Below are 15,912 nucleotides of genomic sequence, written 5' to 3'. Positions count from 1 at the left end.
CGACGGGGCCGACGGGGCCGACGGGGCCGACGGGGCCGACGGGGCCGACGGGGCCACCATCGCCGCCCAGGTGCAGCGGGCGGCGGACGCGGGCGGCGGACTGATCGTGATCGCATACGATCCGGCCGGTGTACGTGCCCTGGGTGCCGTTCCCGCCGGACTGCCGGTCGTCGGCGTGGTGGAGACGCCCGCGAGTCCGCCCGGCGGCGACCGCCCCTGGGTGTGGACCGACGACCGCGAGGCCGCCCACGAGGCGACCCGGCATCTGCTCTCCCTCGGCCACGAGACCGTGCACTACGTCGCCATCCCGTCCAGCACCCGGCGCACCAGCGCCCGGACGACCGGCTGGCGGCAGGCACTCAGGGAAGCCGGAGCACCGGAACCCCGCCCCCTGCAGGGAAGCTGGGGTCCGGCGGGCGGTCACGCGGCGGGACTGAAGCTCGCCGGCGACGCCGGTGTCACCGCGATCCTGTGCGGCAACGACGATCTCGCTCTCGGGGTGATCCGCGCCCTCCACGAGGCCGGCCGCGCGGTCCCCGGCGAGGTGAGCGTGGCCGGCTTCGACGACGCCCCGCACTCCGCCTATCTCACCCCGTCCCTGACGACCGTACGCCTGGACTTCACCGGCCTCGGGCGGTCCGCGTTCGCCCTGCTCCACGGTGTGCTGGAGGAGTCCGCGCAGATCGCCCCGCACCCCGTCTCCGTACCGGAGCTGGTGGTGCGGGAGAGCTCGGGGCCACCGCCCGAACGCGGGTGAACCCGCTCCCGCTCCGCCTGTACCGCACTCCGTCTCTCCCCCTCACTGGCTCCGCCGAACCGCCCGCTCGCACCCCCTCAGCCGGACCGCTCGACCGATCCGCCCACCTGAGCCCGCTCGCGAAAGGCACGTCATGACGAGAAGAGCCCTGCCCGCGCTGGCGTTCATATGCGCCGCCGCCCTGTCCGCCACCGCATGCAGTGACCCCACCGCCGGCGGCACCGGTTCCTCCTCGGACTCGGGCGGCACGCAGACGAAGGTCGACCCGACCGCCCGCCTGGACGGCGTGAAGCTGACCATGTGGACCGCGCAGAACACCCTCAGCGCGCCCGAGCAGGTCATCGACGCATTCGAGAAGGCGACCGGCGCCGAGGTCGGGACACAGGCGATCCCCGACCTGTACGAGCAGAACGTGCCGACCAAGCTCGCCTCGGGCGACAGGCCGGACCTGATGTTCTGGCAGCCGTCCATCTCCACACTGCCCTTCATCCAGCCGAAGCAGAACCTGCTCCAACTCGACGGCGAGGAGTGGGTGTCGAAGCTGGGTGACACCGAGAAGTCGCTCGGCATGATCGACGGCAAGCGGTACGCGGCGATCGTCACCAGTCCCGCCATGCTCGGCGTCTACTACAACAAGGACGTCTTCGAGGAGGCCGGGCTGAGCGAGGCCGACTTCCCCACGTCGTACGACGAGTTGCTGGCCCTCGGCAAGACCGTCAAGGACAGGACCGACGCCGCCGGCTTCTACGAGGCCGGCGGCGACAAGTGGCCGCTGCAGTGGCAGATGCAGGTCCAGCTCACCGACCTCGACAAGCAGTGGTGGGCCGACCTCAACCAGAACAGGGTGAAGTGGACCGACCCCGTCGTCGTCGGCGCCATCAGGAAGTACAGGGAGAAGCTGCTCGGCGCCGGGCTCGCGCAGAAGAACTACAGAACCGGCACCTTCACCGGGCAGGCCGACTCCCTCTGGAAGGGCGAGTCGGGCATGGTCCTCAACGTCACGTCGTTCCAGAGCCAGTTGCAGGCCAAGTACTCCACGGCCGAGATCGACAGGAAGATCGGCTGGTTCCCGATCGCCAACTCGTCGGCCACCGGCATGTACTCGCCCGACCAGACCAACGGCGTCGTCGCATTCAACACCGGTGACGAGAAGCGGCAGAACGCCTCCCGCCAGTTCATGGCCTTCTGGCTCGGTCCGGACTACGCCGACTACATCAAGACGATGAAGATCCCGTCCGTGCAGCCGTCCGTGCCGACCCCCGACGGCCTTCCCCAGGCCTCGATGGCCCAGGTCGCGGCGCTTCCCACGGCCATCGGTGTCTTCCAGGCCAAGGCGATCGTCGCGCCCGACACGCACTTGTACCTCGCCGACATGCTCTACGGCAAGAAGAGTCCGCAGCAGGTCGCGCAGGCGATCCAGGACCAGTTCGCGCAGGTGGCCAAGGCCCAGGGAGCGCCCGGCTTCTAGAGCGACTTCTGGACCGACCGACCCGACGGGCAAGGATTTTCCGATGGCGGACACGGCCATACGCACGCGCACGCAGAAACCGGCTCCCGCCAGGGGCCGGGCGGGAAAGGCGGGACGGCTGCCCCGTGCCGCCGTCCACCACCCCTGGTGGTTCGCCCTCCCGGCGATCGTCGTCTTCGCGGCGTTCTTCCTGGTGCCGAACCTGCTCAACTTCTACTACCCGTTCACCAACTGGTCCTCGTACCACCCGGACATCGCCTTCACCGGCCTCGATAACTTAACGACCATCGCCGACGACGGCTCACTGTTTCGGGCGATCCGCACGACCCTGCTCTACGCGCTGCTGGCGGCGCTCTTCCAGAACGGCTTCGGGCTGGGTCTGGCGCTGCTGCTGGAGGCGGACACGCGGTTCAACCGGTTCTTCCGCGCGGTCTTCTTCCTGCCCGTGCTGATCTCCGCGCTCGCCACCGGCTATGTCTTCCAGTCCCTCTTCAACCAGGACGGCGCCGTCAACGGCCTGCTGGGCACGGACATCCCGTGGCTCGGCTCGACGACCTGGACACTGGTCCTCGTCACCGTCATCCACGGCTGGAAGTGGATGGGTTTGTCCATGCTGATCTACCTCGCCGGCCTCAAAGGCATCCCCGGCGAGATGCTGGAGGCCGCGAAGTGCGACGGCGCCGGGCCGTGGCGGACCTTCTGGTCGGTGCGCTGGCCGATGCTGGCGCCCGCCCTCACCTTCAACGTCACCACGGCGCTGATCGGCTCGATGAACACCTTCGACATCGTGCAGGCCACGACGGGCGGCGGGCCCGCGGGCTCCACGGAGGTCCTCAACATCTACATGTTCCGCATCTTCGGACAAGGCCTGTACGCCCAGGCCTCCGCGATGAGCCTCGTCCTCTTCCTGGTCGTGGTCGCCGTCGCGATCCCCCTCGTCATCGGACTGCGCCGAAGGGAGCAGCTGTTGTGAGCACCGCTGTGCATTCCGCATCGGTCGTGAATCGGGCATCCGCCGCGAACCCCGCCTGGCGGTACGGCCGTCCGGCGCTCGTGCTGCTGCTCGCCGTGCTCGCCGTCGGCGTACCGCTGTGGCTGGTCGCCATCACCTCCGCCAAGCCGCAGGCCGAAGCGATCACCCCGAACCTGGACCTGCCGGATCGCTGGCAGCCGGGCAGCAACTACGAAGAGGCAGTCAGCCAGGGCGAGATGCTGCGCGGCTTCCTCAACTCCCTGCTCGTCGTGGTGCCTTCGGTCGCCCTGGTCCTCGTCCTGGGGGCCGGCGCCGCCTGGGTCTTCGCTCGCCGCAAGTCGAAGCCGGTCTCGGCGGCGTACGCGATCTGCATCAGCGGACTGCTGCTGCCGCCCGCCGTCATCACCATCGTCATGGAACTGCGGCAGCTGGGGCTCGCGGGCACCCGGCCCGGAATGATCGCCGTCTACACCGGGATGTACCTGTCCACGTCGATCTTCTTCATGACCGGCTTCATCCGGGCCATCCCGGTGGAGCTGGAGGAGGCGGCCCGGATGGACGGAGCGTCGCCGCTGCGGATCTTCCGGCAGATCATCCTGCCGCTGCTCAGGCCGGTCATCGCCACTGCGACGATCATGGTGATGCTCTACGCCTGGAGCGACATCTTCTATGCCTTCTTCGTCCTCGGCGGCGGAGAGAAGGCGACCCTGCCGCTCAATCTCTACAAGGTCGCCAGCGCCCAGCTCTACCTCAACAACTGGCATCTCGTCTTCGCGTACGTCGTGGTGATGAGCCTGCCCATGGTCGCCATCTTCCTGGTGGCCCAGCGAAAGATCGTGTCCGGAGTCACCAGTGGAGCCGTCAAATGACCGGAGGTCCCCCAGCGTGAGCACCCCCACCCCCACAAGAGCCCGCACGAGATCCCGTACCGCAACTGTCTTTGCCACAGCCGTACTTGGAGCATCCGCCATGGCAGGCACCCTCCCCGCCGCGGGGCCCGCGGCGGCAGCCGGCGCGCAGCGCGTCACCGTCGACCTCGCCGCGTCCGAAGGGCCGGTGATGCTCGGCGCCAACGGCACCCTGTACGGGCTCAGCGACGACGGTGTGCCCAGCGACGCCATGCTGGCACCCCTGAAGATCACCAGCATCTCGCAGAAGCCGGAGGGCGGCGCCCAGCACCCCAACGGCGACGCGCTCACCGTCTCCTCGTCGTTCTTCCGCAACGGCGGCGGCGAGATCAACGTGATGATGCAGGACATCTACTCCAAGTGGCCGTACGAGGACCTCGGCATCGAGGACTACCTCCCCAAGGTCGACAAGATCGTCAGCGAGGTGGCGGCCGACCCGAACAGCGAGCGCTTCGTCTACATTCCCTTCAACGAGCCCGACCAGATCTGGTACAACCTCGGCACCTCCGACCAGGCGCAGTACGAGGTCAACCGCGACCGGTTCCTCAAGGACTGGAAGACGGTGTACCAGCGCATCCGCGCGATCGACCCTGACGCCAGGATCGCCGGCCCGAACGAGTCCGGTTACCACACGCGCCTGCTGACCGACTTCCTCGCCTTCGCCAAGCGGGAGAACGTCCTGCCCCAGATCATGACCTGGCACGAGCTGGACTCCAGCTCGCTGAAGAACTTCCAGGGGAACCACGACAACTACCGCTCGATCGAACGTGACCTCGGCATCGCACCCCTGAAGATCAACATCGATGAGTACGCCAACCGCCGCGACCTGTCCGTTCCGGGTCAACTCGCCCAGTGGGTCTCGATGTTCGAGCGGAACAAGGTGTACGCCAACCAGGCCTACTGGGACGCAGCCGGCAACCTCGACGGCAACGTCGTACGCAGCAACATCCCCAACGGCGGCTGGTGGTTCTTCCGCTGGTACGCGGGGCTGACCGGCAACACGGTCAAGGTGACCCCGCCGCAGGCCAACACCGTCGACACGCTCCAGGGTCTGGCCTCCTACGACAGGAAGCGCCGCCAGGCGCAGGTCCTGCTCGGCGGCTCGGCCGGTGACGCCGACGTCGTCGTACAGAACGTCTCCCGGTCCGCCTTCGGCCGCACGGTCACCGCGACCGTCGCCGAGGCCGCCTGGTCCGGCTACGAGGGACAGCACGCGACGCCCCGCGTCCTCACCCGTACGAAGGTGAAGGTCGCGGCCGACGGTACGGTGACCGTCCCGCTGCGTGGCATGCACAAGATGTCCGCGTACCGGATCGCGCTCACCCCCGGCGGCTCCGGCACCCCGTCCGCCGCGTCCGTCCCCTGGTCGGCGTCGTACGAGGCCGAGGACGCGGCCATCACCGACGGCAGGGTCTACACCCAGGGCACTGTCAGCAACGCCAACGGCTACGCGGCCTCCGGGACGAAGGACGTCGGCTCGCTCAACACGGCCACCAGCAAGGTCGACTTCACGGTGGACGTGCCCGCGGCCGGGACCTACGACCTGGCGATCCTGTACGGCAACCAGTCCGGGACCCCCGCCACGCAGCAGCTGTCGATCGACGGCCGGGCCGCGACCACGGTCTCCTATCCCTCCACCGAGAACTGGACCTACCGCGCCAAGAAGGACGTCACCGTCGACCTCCCGGCCGGCCGGCACGTGCTGACGCTGGCGAAGGGCGACGCGGAGGTCACCCTCGACCGCGTCGACCTGACCGCCCGCACCTCCGCCGTGCCCTCGGCGTCGTACGAGGCCACCTTCGCGGACATCAGCGGCCGACCGTCCTTCGACTACTCCTCGTCCGCCGGCGTCGGCACGGGCGCCCTTGTCCTGCGCCCCGGCGACAAGGCGGTCTTCGACGCCTACGCACCGCGCGACGGCTACTACACGGTGGTGCCGCGATCCTCGGCGCCGGTGCGGCTGGAACTGCACGGCCAGAAGGTGACGGCCGTGCCCGGCAAGGCCCTGCGGCTGTACCTGGTGGCGGGCAACAACCGCGTCGCGATGACGGCCAAGGGCGCCTCCGTCCACTCCCTCGACGTCTCGGGCAACGGCTCGACGTCCGGCACCCTCGCCTACGAGGGCGCCTCGGCCACGCTCGCCGGCGGCGCCAGGCTCGTCGACTCCGTCCACGCCTCCGCCCGTTCCTACATCGGCTGGCTCGGCAACAGCGCCTCCAGCACCGCCGAGTTCACCGTGGACGCGCCCAGGCCGGGCCGCTACATGCTGGTCATCCACTACGCGCACAACGACCGGCGCGACAACGGCCACTCCTACAACACCGACATCATGTCCCGTACGGCGGACATCACAGTGGGCACCGCCGCCGCCCCGAAGGTCACCTTCAAGAACACCTGGAGCTGGGACGACTACTGGACGCTGGGCGTCCCCGTCGACCTGAAGGCGGGCGCCAACAAGGTGACGTTCGGGAACGCGGGCGCATGGGCCCCGAACATCGACCGGATCGAACTGGGCCGAGTCGTCGGCTAGTCGGCGAGACCCGCGGGCCGGGCCGGATCTCGGCGGAGATCCGGCCCGGTTCCACGACGGGACGGCCGCCCGCCAGGCGGGCCGCTCACCCCTGGACCCGGGCATCGGTCCAGCTCCGGAAATCCTGGCGGCCGTGCGGGGCCACGCCCGGCACCTCGCAGATTCACGGTGATCGGCAGCGGCGCGGCGCAGGAGGCGATCAGGTCGGCGTGGCCGAGCGGTGCGACGGTGTCCAGCAGTAAGCCGGCGGTCCTCCTGCTGGGTTCACGCGGGAGGGCGATCCGCCGCGGGGTGAACGCCCGGGACACAAGGCGCCTGTTCGGGTGTGATCCGTAGGGTCCGTGTTCAGCAGGTTCGCGTCCAGCGCCGGCGGCAGAGCGAGCCCGAGGTACCCGCCGGTCTTCGCGTTGCGTGTGCCGAGGGAGAGCCGGGGGTCGGCGATGGCCAGGCGTACGTCGTCGTAGCGCGTGACCAGCCAGGCCGGAAGCCCGTCCGTTCCGGTGACCCTATGGACGGGCCCGGCCTCGCGCAGCCGCGCGTACTCCGCGTAGGGGTTGGCAATCAGCTCTGCGGGATCAACTGAGGGCGGTCGACCGAACGTCGAGGTCGACATGCCCGTCACCCCAGACAGAGCGGACCTTCTCCCTTCACGTCTGCCGCAACGGTTCGTACGCGTCCGCCCCGACACCGAACGTCCAGGCCACTCCCTCTCGGGCCGTACGGGTCGTGGGCGGCACCCTCAGCCAGTAGGTGCGGCTCGTACCGTCCGGTTCCGGTGTGGAGTTGACGACCTCGACCATCACCACGTCCTCGTCGCCCTGGAGTTCGACCCGCCACAGCACGCCCGTCTCGTCCCGGTGGACGGGTTTCGCTCCGGACTCCTCCAGGTACCGGTCGTAGCCGTAGTACTCCAGCATCACCCGGCGGAGTTCGGCGTTCTCCTCGCCGCGGATCCGCTGCGGAGTCAGGGCGGTCAGCTCGTCCAGGAAGTCCCGTGGGACGGGCATACCGCGCCAGGCGTACAGCGCGAATCCGTCCGCGTAGCCGAGCGCCGGGCCGTCGCCCCGGTCCAGACGGCCCGCTTCGTCGCGGTGCAGGGCCAGCGGGCGTTCGCTGACGATCGCCGTCTTCTCGTAGGGCCACCACCAGCCCGCCTCGCAGGCCACGGCGGCAAGGCCTGCCAGGGGGCTGTCGTCGCCGGAGTCGAACGCGCACAGCCAGGCCGCGTCGTGCTGCCCCAGCGCGGCATCAAGGAGCAACAGGCGGACCCGAGCCTCCTCCTGACGGCCGGTGGCGAGTTCCTCGACGACCGCCGCCCGTACCCGGTCGACCAGGGTGCGGGTCGACTCCCACAGGCCCGCGCCCGTGGCACGCCAGTGCCCGCTCCACCTCTCCGGGCCCAACTGTGCGTGCAGCCGCTCCCGTTCGGCGGCCCAGGGCGCGCCCAGCACGGCGTCGCGGACACCGGCGCCGAGGGTGTCCGGCTCCGGACCGTCCGGGTGCGTCGCCGTCATCAGTATCCGTGTCGCGTCGAGGGGCGAGCGCGCCCACACGATGCGGTCGGGTTCGGGGAGTCCGGCGCGCCGGTAGGCGAGCCGGACGCCTTCCTCGGCCGCCGCCCGGTCGCCCGGTCCCGTCGCTGTTGCCGCCGCCCGCCAACTGGCCTGGTCCATCAACGCTGTTCCTCTCCCAGTGCTGTGCCGGCCCGCATCCCCGTGCCGCCCGGTCTTCGCTTCGCCCGTGTGCCCGGGGGTTGTCAGTCGGCGACGACGCGCACCGAGCCCGGCACGTACTCGCGCTGCCGGATCACCCGGTACCAGCCCTTCGGCAGCGAGATCGCCGCGTGCTCCTCGTGCACGACGCGCGCGCCCTCGGGCACGTGCAGCAGCATCGGCCCGAACACGCCGGCCTCTCGGATCAGCCGTCCCGGTCCGGCCACCGCGTGGGCGTGCCCGGTGACTTCACCGAGCGCCAGGACGAGCCGGCCGCGGCCGTCGCGCGGTTCGGAAGCGGCGTCGACCGCGTACTCCGGCACCGTGTCCTCCGCCAGCGCCACGATCAGTACGTCTCCTTGCCGGTACATGGGTCTCCCTCCAGACGGGGCACGCCGTGTGCCATGGGGAGACCGTAGGGGCGGGCACTGACATTGATGCTGATGCTCAGGTTCCGGCGGCCGTGGCCAGGTACGGCGTGCGGCCGTCCGCGGCTCGTCGAAGGGCCGTTGTGCCACGCGGGGGCCCCGGTCCGCAGCGTTGTCAGTGGGGCTTGGTAGAACTCCTCATACCTGGATGCGACCGGCGCGCGCCAGGCCCACGACCACGACCGCCGATCCACCGGCCTCGGCATCAGGGAGCAGGCACGCATGACCATCGGTAGCCACCTCAGGGAATTCCACGGCCTGCCGGCCTTCACCTTTCCCGACGCCGGTGACGCATCGGCGGACGGGTCCGCACTTCCGTCGCCCGAGTCCGTCGCCTGGCGCATCGCGGTGGACTCCTACGACGCCGAGGAGGAGTGGGAGGATGCCTTCGCCCGGTTCCTGGAGGCCGTCGACACCCGCCAGGTCCGTGCCCTGGTCGTCGGCGCGTGGAGCGAGGTCTACGACAGCGGTCCCGCAGAGGTGATCGGGGCGCTGGTGGCGGCCCGTGACCAACTGCCCGCCCTGCGCGCCCTGTTCCTGGCCGACATCGTGATGGAGGAGTGCGAGATCTCCTGGATCGTCCAGGACGACGTCACTCCGCTTCTGAAGGCCTTTCCCGGCCTGGAGGAGTTCGGAGTCCGCGGCGGCAGCCAACTGGCCTTCCCCGCGGTCCGTCACGAGCGGCTGCGCAGGCTGACGGTGGAGACCGGCGGCATGCCCGTCGAGGTGGTGCGCGGCATCGCGGGCAGCGACCTGCCCGCCCTCGGCGAACTCGACCTGTGGCTGGGCACGTCCGAGTACGGGGGCGATGCCGAGGTGGCCGACCTGGAGCCCTTCTTCGCGGGCACCAGACTGCCGAGCCTCACGCACCTCGCCCTGCGCAACAGCGAGATCCAGGACGCCGTTTGTACGGCGCTCGCGTCCGCGCCGGTGGTGGCGCGCCTGAAGGTTCTCGACGTGTCGATGGGCGTGCTCACCGACGAGGGCGCGACGGCGCTGCTGACCGGTCAGCCGTTGACTCATCTCAAGAAGCTCGACCTGCACCACAACTACGTCAGTGAGGCGCTGCGTACACGGCTGCTGGAGACACTGCAGCCGGCCGGTGTGGAGGTCGACGTCGATACCGGCGACGCCGATTCCGACGAGAGCGACGACGACACGGTCTGGCGTTTCGTCGCGGTGGGCGAATAGCGCACCAGGGTTCGAACAGAGGAACGAAGGCGCGTAGGGGGAGGGTGAGCTGCATGCGGTGCACGGAGCCGGGGAGTGCCTCGCCGAGGTGGGCTGTGGTCGCCAACGGGGACAACCGTCGGGTGGGCCTGTTCGCCGCGGCCACCGAGGCCGCCGGTCACGGCACGCCTCGTGTGGTCGAGTGGCGTGACGTGCTGCGTGAGGGCGGGCACGACTTCGCCGGCGACGAGTTCGTCCGCCTCGACTCTCCCGGGGAGAGTGCCGAGGTGGACGCCCTGTTGCGCGGTGTGGACGATCCGACACGGGTGGAGGGGTCCGCGCGCTGGTACGGGCGGTTTCTGGAGGGTGTGTCCTCGTTGCGCGGCGGACGGCGGCTCGACGACGCGGTGGATCTGGCCGTGATGTTCGACAAGCGGCTCTGTCACGACCGGCTCGCCCGGGCGGGCGTGCCGGTGCCGCCGTCCCCCACCTCCGGGGGCGTGACGCCTGTACGGGACTGGTCGGACGTACGGGGTCTCATGGAGGAGGCGGGCCTGCGGCGAGTGTTCGTCAAGCTCGCGCACGGTTCGTCCGCCTCCGGTGTCCTGGCGGTCGAGACGACCGGGTCGGGGCGCATCCGCGCGACCACGTCCGTGGAACGGACCGGGGAGGGCCGGCTCCACAACTCCCTGCGCGTGCGCCGCTACACCGAGGAGAGGGAGATCGCCGCGATCGTCGACACTCTCGCCCCGGACGGGCTGCACATCGAGCGGTGGCTGCCGAAGGCCTCGCTCGGCGTCCGGTCGGCGGATCTGCGCATCGTGGTCGTGGGCGGCCGGGCCACCCACGCCGTGGTCCGTACGAGCCGTTCCCCGCTGACCAATCTGCATCTCGGCGGGGCGCGCGGCGACCTCGCGGCCGTACGGGCGCTGGCCGGTGACCGGTGGACGGCGGCCCTGGAAACCGGTGAGCGGGCCGCGGCCTGCTTTCCCGGCACCCTGTGCGTGGGCGTCGATCTGCTGCCGGCCGTCGGCTGGCGCCGCTTCGCCGTCGGAGAGGTCAACGCGTTCGGTGACCTCCTCCCCCGCCTCACCGGCCTTCCCGGCAGCGGGGCGGAGGGCCTGGGCACATACGCCGCGCAGATCGCCGCCGCCGTGTCCTTCTCCCCCGGCCCCCTCCCCGGGACATCGGGGCCGGGGGCCGCACCACCCGTACCACCGCACGAGCTGCCGAGGAACACCCATGCCTCCGTCTGAGCCCCTTCCCGGCCCGGCCGTCCAGCCGGACATGAACCAGGTGGTGGGCCGCGACGACCTGCTGCTGCTCACCCTGGACACCCTCCGCCACGACGTGGCCGCCGAACTCGCCGCCGCCGGAAGGCTGCCCAACCTGTCCGCGCACCTGCCGGGCGGCACCTGGGACAAGCGGCACGCCCCGGGGAACTTCACCTACGCCTCCCACCAGGCGATGTTCGCGGGTTTCCTGCCCACCCCGGCCGCGCCCGGGCCGCATCCGCGTCTGTTCGCGGCCCGGTTCGCCGGCAGCGAGACGACAGCGGACGGCACGTACGTCTTCGACACCCCGGACCTCGTGTCCGGCCTGGCCGCCCGTGGCTACCGGACGGTGTGCATCGGCGGCGTCGGCTTCTTCAACAAGCAGGGCGCCCTCGGCGGCGTACTGCCCGGGTACTTCCAGGAGAGCCACTGGAAGCCGGAGTTCTCCGTGGCCTCCCCCACCTCCTTCGAGGCGCAGGTGGCACACGCCGAGAAGACGGTGTCCGAACTGCCGCCCGAGCAGCGGCTGTTCCTCTTCCTGAACGCCTCCGCTCTGCACCAGCCGAACTGGTTCCACCTTCCCGGCGCGACCCGTGAGGCGGGCGACAGCCGGCTCACCCATGCCGCCGCGCTGGAGTACGTCGACCGTCACGTCGGGCGGTTGTTCGCGGCGATGAGTTCGCGCCGCCGCTGCTTCGCCATCGTCTGCTCCGACCACGGCACCGCCTACGGGGACGACGGTTACACCGGCCATCGCCTCGGCCACGAATCCGTGTGGACCGTGCCCTACGGCCACTTCTTCCTGGAGCCGTCCGTATGACCGTCACCTCCGCGGGCACCTCCGTCCGCCCGCCGCGGCCGTACCAGAGCTATACGTACGCCTACCCGCACAAGACCGCCTACCGGCCGCTCACTCCGGGGCCCCGGCTCGCGGACCTGTGGGCCGGGGAGTCCCGGCAGGCACTGTCGCTGTATGTGCACATCCCGTTCTGCGAGGTCCGCTGCGGCTTCTGCAACCTGTTCACCCGCATCGGCGCCCCGGACGGTCTGACGGGCCGTTACCTGGACGCCCTGCAGCGCCAGGCCGCCGCCGTCCGCGAGGCCCTGGGAGACGCCCGGCCGCTGCGGTTCGCCAACGCCGCGTTCGGTGGCGGCACTCCGACGTTTCTGGAGGCCGCGGAGCTGGAGCGGCTGTGCGACCTCGCCGAGCGGGAGATGGGCGTGGATCTGCGGGCCGTCCCGCTGTCCGTGGAGGCGTCCCCGTCGACGGCCACGGCCGACCGGCTGGCCGTGCTGGCCGAGCGGGGCACCACCCGCCTCAGTCTCGGCGTGCAGAGCTTTGTCGAGGAGGAGGCGCGGGCCGCCGTACGCCCGCAGCACAGGTCCGACGTCGAGGCTGCGCTGACCCGTATCCGGGAGGCCGCGGTGCCCGTCCTCAACATCGACCTGATCTACGGCATCGACGGCCAGACCGCGGCCAGCTGGCGCTACTCCCTCGACGCGGCCCTGGCGTGGCGCCCCGAGGAGATCTACCTGTACCCCCTCTACATCCGCCCGCTCACCGGCCTCGGCCGCCACACCGACCCGCCGGCAGCGGACCGGGAATGGGACGGACAACGCCTGCGCCGCTACCGGGAGGGCCGCGACCATCTCCTCTCCCACGGCTACGAACAGGTGTCGATGCGCATGTTCCGGCGTTCGGACGCACCGCCGCAGGGTCCGGACGACCACGCCTGCCAGACCGACGGCATGATCGGCCTGGGCTGCGGCGCCCGCTCGTACACCTCCCGGCTGCACTACTCCTTCGACTACGCCGTCTCCATGCGGGAGATACGCGGCATCATCGACGACTACACCGCCACCGGGGACTTCTCGCACGCGCCGCACGGCAGATGGGTCGACGAGGACGAGGCTCGGCGCCGGCATCTGCTGCAGTCGCTGCTCCAGGCCGAGGGCCTGCCTCTGGCGGAGTACCGGCTCCGGTTCGGTTCCGACCCGTACGACGACTTCCCCGGCGAGCTGGACACCCTCACCGCCCATGGCTGGCTCGACGGGGACCGGGCGGAGCGGCTGCGTCTTTCCGCCGAGGGGCTGGCCCACTCGGACGCCATCGGCCCGGAGTTCTTCTCACCGGACGTGCGCGCCGCGATGGCCGCCTACGAGACGAAGTGAGAGGTGCCCGGTGGATCTGACGCTGCTGTACCGCGGGCCGCTCTCCTCCTGCGACTACGACTGCCCCTACTGCCCGTTCGCGAAGCGACGCGACACCACGGCGCAGTTGCGCGCCGACCGCGCGGCACTTCAACGGTTCACCGCGTGGGTGTGCGAGCAGCGGGAGGACCGGCTGTCGGTGCTCTTCACCCCGTGGGGTGAGGGGCTGGTCCGTTCCTGGTACCGGCGCGCTCTCGTGGAGCTCTCGCACCAGCCGCACGTACGCCGGGTCGCCATCCAGACCAACCTGAGCTGCCGCACGGACTGGCTGGCGGACGCCGACCGCGACACCGTCGCCCTGTGGTGCACCTACCACCCGGGGCAGACACCCATCGGACGGTTCCTGGCCAGGACGTACGAGCTGTCCGCCCTCGGGGTCCGCTTCAGCGTCGGCATCGTCGGCGTACCGGAGCATCTGGAACACGCTCGACAGCTGCGCGCTGAGCTGCCTGACCAGGTCTATCTGTGGGTGAACGCCGCCGAAGGGCACACCTACACCGACGAGCAGGCCGGCCGGTGGACCGCGCTGGACCCGCTCTTCCCGTTCAGCCGCCACCCGCACCGCTCGGCGGGCCTGCCGTGCCGCACCGGTGAGTCGGTGCTCTCGGTGGACGGCGAGGGTACGGTGCGACGCTGTCATTTCGTCCGCGCTGAGCTGGGCAATCTGTACGACGGCTCCTACCGTGCCGCGCTCCGCCCACGGGCCTGTCCCCTGGAGGTGTGCGACTGCCACATCGGATATGTGCATCTGGAGACGCTGCCGCTGTACGACGTGTTCGCGGGCGGCGTCCTGGAGCGCGTCCCGAGTTCCCTCCCGGACCGGCCGCTCCTGCCTCTGGTCATGTCTCTCCCACCGGCAACGGGTCCCGGCTGAGGGCCACTTGCCCGTAGGGTCGGGTACGCGCCGGTGCGGCCGTCATGGCAGGGCCGGCTGGATCGTGAACATGCTGTTGGTGAGAGGAAGTTCGTGGACACGCAGACCTGGGACGCCCTGGCCGCATCGATGAAGAACGCGTACACCGCGGGCCCGGGCGAGGGGGCGGTGCCCCGTCCGGTCATCATGCCGCTGGTCCGCGGTGAGCTGGTCGGCCTGATCTGGCTCCGTCCCGTCGAGACAGGCAAGGACGCGCTCACCGGTATCGCCCGGTTGTCGAACATCGCCGCGGCCGCCGGTGCCGACGAAGTCGTCCTCGCCTGGGAGACCCAGGACGTCGCCGCCGCCTGCGAGTTGCCGGTCACCGGCCCGGTGCCGTGCCTGAACCTGGTGCACGCCACGAAGGACGGCCACACCCTGCACCAGTTCCCCTATGCCGAGCAGTCCCGTGCCCGTTCCCCCGAGGGCCCGGCCACGGCCGAACCGCTGTGGCTCCCCGCACCCGCACCCCAGCCGGGCGCCGAACTGGTCCCCCCGGTCCGAGCCGCGGTCGACTACTCCTTCGTCCCGCTCGAACTCGACCATCCCTCCCCCTTCGGCCTCACCGTCGTCCTGATGGAGGAGGACGGCTACAGCGTGCGCCTGACCGAGGGACTCAGCCTCTGACCACCGGTCAGCAGCCCGGTTGCGACATCCCTCTCCCTGCCCATGGCTCATGCCCTTCCCAAGGACGGAACGCTGCCCATGACCGAGAAGGCCGCCACACCCGAACCGCTGGAACACCAGAAGATCGACACCTCGGTGCCGCACTCGGCACGTATCTGGAACTACTGGCTGGGAGGGGAGGACAACCACCCCGTCGACAGGGCGGCCGGTGACGCCTACACCGACGTCTTCCCCGGCATCGTCACCATCGCCCGCAGCAGCCGTGCCTTCCTGGCCCGCAACATCACCTACCTGGTCACCGAGGCCGGCATACGGCAGTTCCTGGACGTCGGTACGGGTCTGCCGAGCGCCGACAACACCCATCAGGTCGCCCAGCGCCTCGCTCCCGAGACCCGGATCGTCCACGTCGACAACGACCCGATGGTCCTCGCCCATGCCCGCACCCTGCTCCACTCCACGCCGGAGGGAGCGACCGCGTACATCGACGCCGACGTGCTGGACACCGACCGCATCCTCAAGGCCGCCGCGCAGACGCTCGACCTGTCCCGGCCGACGGCCCTGATCCTCAGCAACATCCTCGGACACGTGGCCACCTGCGAACTGGCCCGTTCGGTCGTCGCCGACCTGATGAGCGCGCTGCCGTCCGGCAGCCACCTCTCCGTCAACGACGGTTCGGCAGGCGTCGACCCCGTCTTCGAGCGGGCCCAGGCCGCGTACAACGAGAGCGGTGCCGTTCCCTACAACCTGCGCACCGTCGAGGAGATCACGTCATATTTCGACGGGCTGGAGCTGCTCGACCCAGGTGTCGTCTCCGTCCCGCTCTGGCGCCCGGACACCACCGCTCCCACGCCCCAGGTCATCGGCGAACACGGCGGACTCGCCCGCAAACCGTGACCCGCTCACCAGTGCTCCGGCCGAACGGGATCGACGGTGTGAGGCCT

14 protein-coding genes and 1 pseudogene are annotated in these 15,912 nt (G+C 70.3%); 12 read left to right on the top strand and 3 right to left on the bottom strand.

The window, feature by feature from the left end:
• From RB628_RS02110 to RB628_RS02090, 5 genes are all read left to right on the top strand, one after another.
• The coding region (locus RB628_RS02110) for a substrate-binding domain-containing protein (RefSeq protein WP_318318504.1) at positions 1–757 on the top strand (757 nt) is incomplete at its 5' end.
• Positions 758–890: 133 nt separating this feature from the next.
• Complete coding sequence (locus RB628_RS02105) at positions 891–2,225, top strand: ABC transporter substrate-binding protein (RefSeq protein WP_318318503.1); 1,335 nt, start codon at positions 891–893, stop codon at positions 2,223–2,225.
• A gap of 43 nt (positions 2,226–2,268) precedes the next feature.
• Positions 2,269–3,198, top strand: coding sequence for a sugar ABC transporter permease (locus tag RB628_RS02100; protein ID WP_318318502.1), 930 nt, complete (start codon positions 2,269–2,271; stop codon positions 3,196–3,198).
• 26 nt (positions 3,199–3,224) lie between these two features.
• Positions 3,225–4,067 (top strand): carbohydrate ABC transporter permease, encoded by an 843-nt coding sequence (locus RB628_RS02095; RefSeq protein ID WP_318318501.1) that lies wholly within the window; start codon positions 3,225–3,227, stop codon positions 4,065–4,067.
• Between the two features lie 100 nt (positions 4,068–4,167).
• Positions 4,168–6,636 (top strand): CBM35 domain-containing protein, encoded by a 2,469-nt coding sequence (locus tag RB628_RS02090; protein WP_318318500.1) that lies wholly within the window; start codon positions 4,168–4,170, stop codon positions 6,634–6,636.
• Between the two features lie 94 nt (positions 6,637–6,730).
• Here RB628_RS02090 and RB628_RS02085 read toward each other — a convergent pair.
• The 3 genes and pseudogenes from RB628_RS02085 to RB628_RS02075 all read right to left on the bottom strand — a co-directional run.
• Positions 6,731–7,249 (bottom strand): annotated as a pseudogene (locus RB628_RS02085) (cytochrome P450); the annotation flags it as partial.
• A 34-nt stretch (positions 7,250–7,283) separates the two neighbouring features.
• Positions 7,284–8,309 carry a DUF6745 domain-containing protein gene (locus RB628_RS02080; protein ID WP_318318499.1) on the bottom strand — a complete coding sequence of 342 codons (1,026 nt, stop codon included), beginning with the start codon at positions 8,307–8,309 and terminating at the stop codon, positions 7,284–7,286.
• A gap of 83 nt (positions 8,310–8,392) precedes the next feature.
• A complete protein-coding gene (locus tag RB628_RS02075; protein WP_318318498.1) occupies positions 8,393–8,719 on the bottom strand; it encodes a hypothetical protein in 327 nt (108 codons plus the stop codon).
• Positions 8,720–8,998: 279 nt separating this feature from the next.
• Between RB628_RS02075 and RB628_RS02070 the strand changes: the two genes are divergently transcribed.
• The 7 genes from RB628_RS02070 to RB628_RS02040 all read left to right on the top strand — a co-directional run bounded on the left by RB628_RS02070 (position 8,999) and on the right by RB628_RS02040 (position 15,865).
• Positions 8,999–9,967 (top strand): STM4015 family protein, encoded by a 969-nt coding sequence (locus tag RB628_RS02070; protein ID WP_318318497.1) that lies wholly within the window; start codon positions 8,999–9,001, stop codon positions 9,965–9,967.
• A 53-nt stretch (positions 9,968–10,020) separates the two neighbouring features.
• Positions 10,021–11,202 carry an STM4014 family protein gene (locus RB628_RS02065; protein WP_318318496.1) on the top strand — a complete coding sequence of 394 codons (1,182 nt, stop codon included), beginning with the start codon at positions 10,021–10,023 and terminating at the stop codon, positions 11,200–11,202.
• A gap of 31 nt (positions 11,203–11,233) precedes the next feature.
• Positions 11,234–12,040, top strand: coding sequence for an STM4013/SEN3800 family hydrolase (locus RB628_RS02060; protein ID WP_318318580.1), 807 nt, complete (start codon positions 11,234–11,236; stop codon positions 12,038–12,040).
• Positions 12,037–13,392, top strand: coding sequence for an STM4012 family radical SAM protein (locus tag RB628_RS02055; RefSeq protein WP_318318495.1), 1,356 nt, complete (start codon positions 12,037–12,039; stop codon positions 13,390–13,392). The genes RB628_RS02060 and RB628_RS02055 overlap by 4 nt, the downstream gene beginning before the upstream one ends.
• Positions 13,393–13,402: 10 nt before the next feature.
• The gene (locus tag RB628_RS02050) at positions 13,403–14,305 is read left to right on the top strand and encodes an STM4011 family radical SAM protein (protein WP_318318494.1); all 903 of its coding nucleotides are present in this window, start codon (positions 13,403–13,405) and stop codon (positions 14,303–14,305) included.
• A gap of 93 nt (positions 14,306–14,398) precedes the next feature.
• Complete coding sequence (locus RB628_RS02045; protein ID WP_318318493.1) at positions 14,399–14,971, top strand: hypothetical protein; 573 nt, start codon at positions 14,399–14,401, stop codon at positions 14,969–14,971.
• A 78-nt stretch (positions 14,972–15,049) separates the two neighbouring features.
• Entirely contained in the window at positions 15,050–15,865 is an 816-nt protein-coding gene (locus RB628_RS02040; protein WP_318318492.1) for an SAM-dependent methyltransferase, read from the top strand.
• Positions 15,866–15,912: the final 47 nt, after the last annotated feature.

The sequence above is a fragment of the Streptomyces sp. ADMS genome (assembly GCF_033441795.1).
Classification (GTDB): Bacteria; Actinomycetota; Actinomycetes; order Streptomycetales; family Streptomycetaceae; genus Streptomyces.
Note: the sequence above shows the minus strand (reverse complement) of the source record. Positions and strands in the feature narration are given on the sequence as shown.

Bases quoted from the DNA above. Each gene is read 5' to 3' on its own strand.
- RB628_RS02075 (WP_318318498.1), bottom strand. From the start codon at position 8,719: ATGTACCGGCAAGGAGACGTACTGATCGTGGCGCTGGCGGAGGACACG.
- RB628_RS02060 (WP_318318580.1), top strand. From the start codon at position 11,234: ATGAACCAGGTGGTGGGCCGCGACGACCTGCTGCTGCTCACCCTGGAC.
- RB628_RS02090 (WP_318318500.1), top strand. From the start codon at position 4,168: ATGGCAGGCACCCTCCCCGCCGCGGGGCCCGCGGCGGCAGCCGGCGCG.
- RB628_RS02100 (WP_318318502.1), top strand. From the start codon at position 2,269: ATGGCGGACACGGCCATACGCACGCGCACGCAGAAACCGGCTCCCGCC.
- RB628_RS02040 (WP_318318492.1), top strand. From the start codon at position 15,050: ATGACCGAGAAGGCCGCCACACCCGAACCGCTGGAACACCAGAAGATC.
- RB628_RS02080 (WP_318318499.1), bottom strand. From the start codon at position 8,309: ATGGACCAGGCCAGTTGGCGGGCGGCGGCAACAGCGACGGGACCGGGC.
- RB628_RS02055 (WP_318318495.1), top strand. From the start codon at position 12,037: ATGACCGTCACCTCCGCGGGCACCTCCGTCCGCCCGCCGCGGCCGTAC.
- RB628_RS02070 (WP_318318497.1), top strand. From the start codon at position 8,999: ATGACCATCGGTAGCCACCTCAGGGAATTCCACGGCCTGCCGGCCTTC.
- RB628_RS02105 (WP_318318503.1), top strand. From the start codon at position 891: ATGACGAGAAGAGCCCTGCCCGCGCTGGCGTTCATATGCGCCGCCGCC.
- RB628_RS02065 (WP_318318496.1), top strand. From the start codon at position 10,021: ATGCGGTGCACGGAGCCGGGGAGTGCCTCGCCGAGGTGGGCTGTGGTC.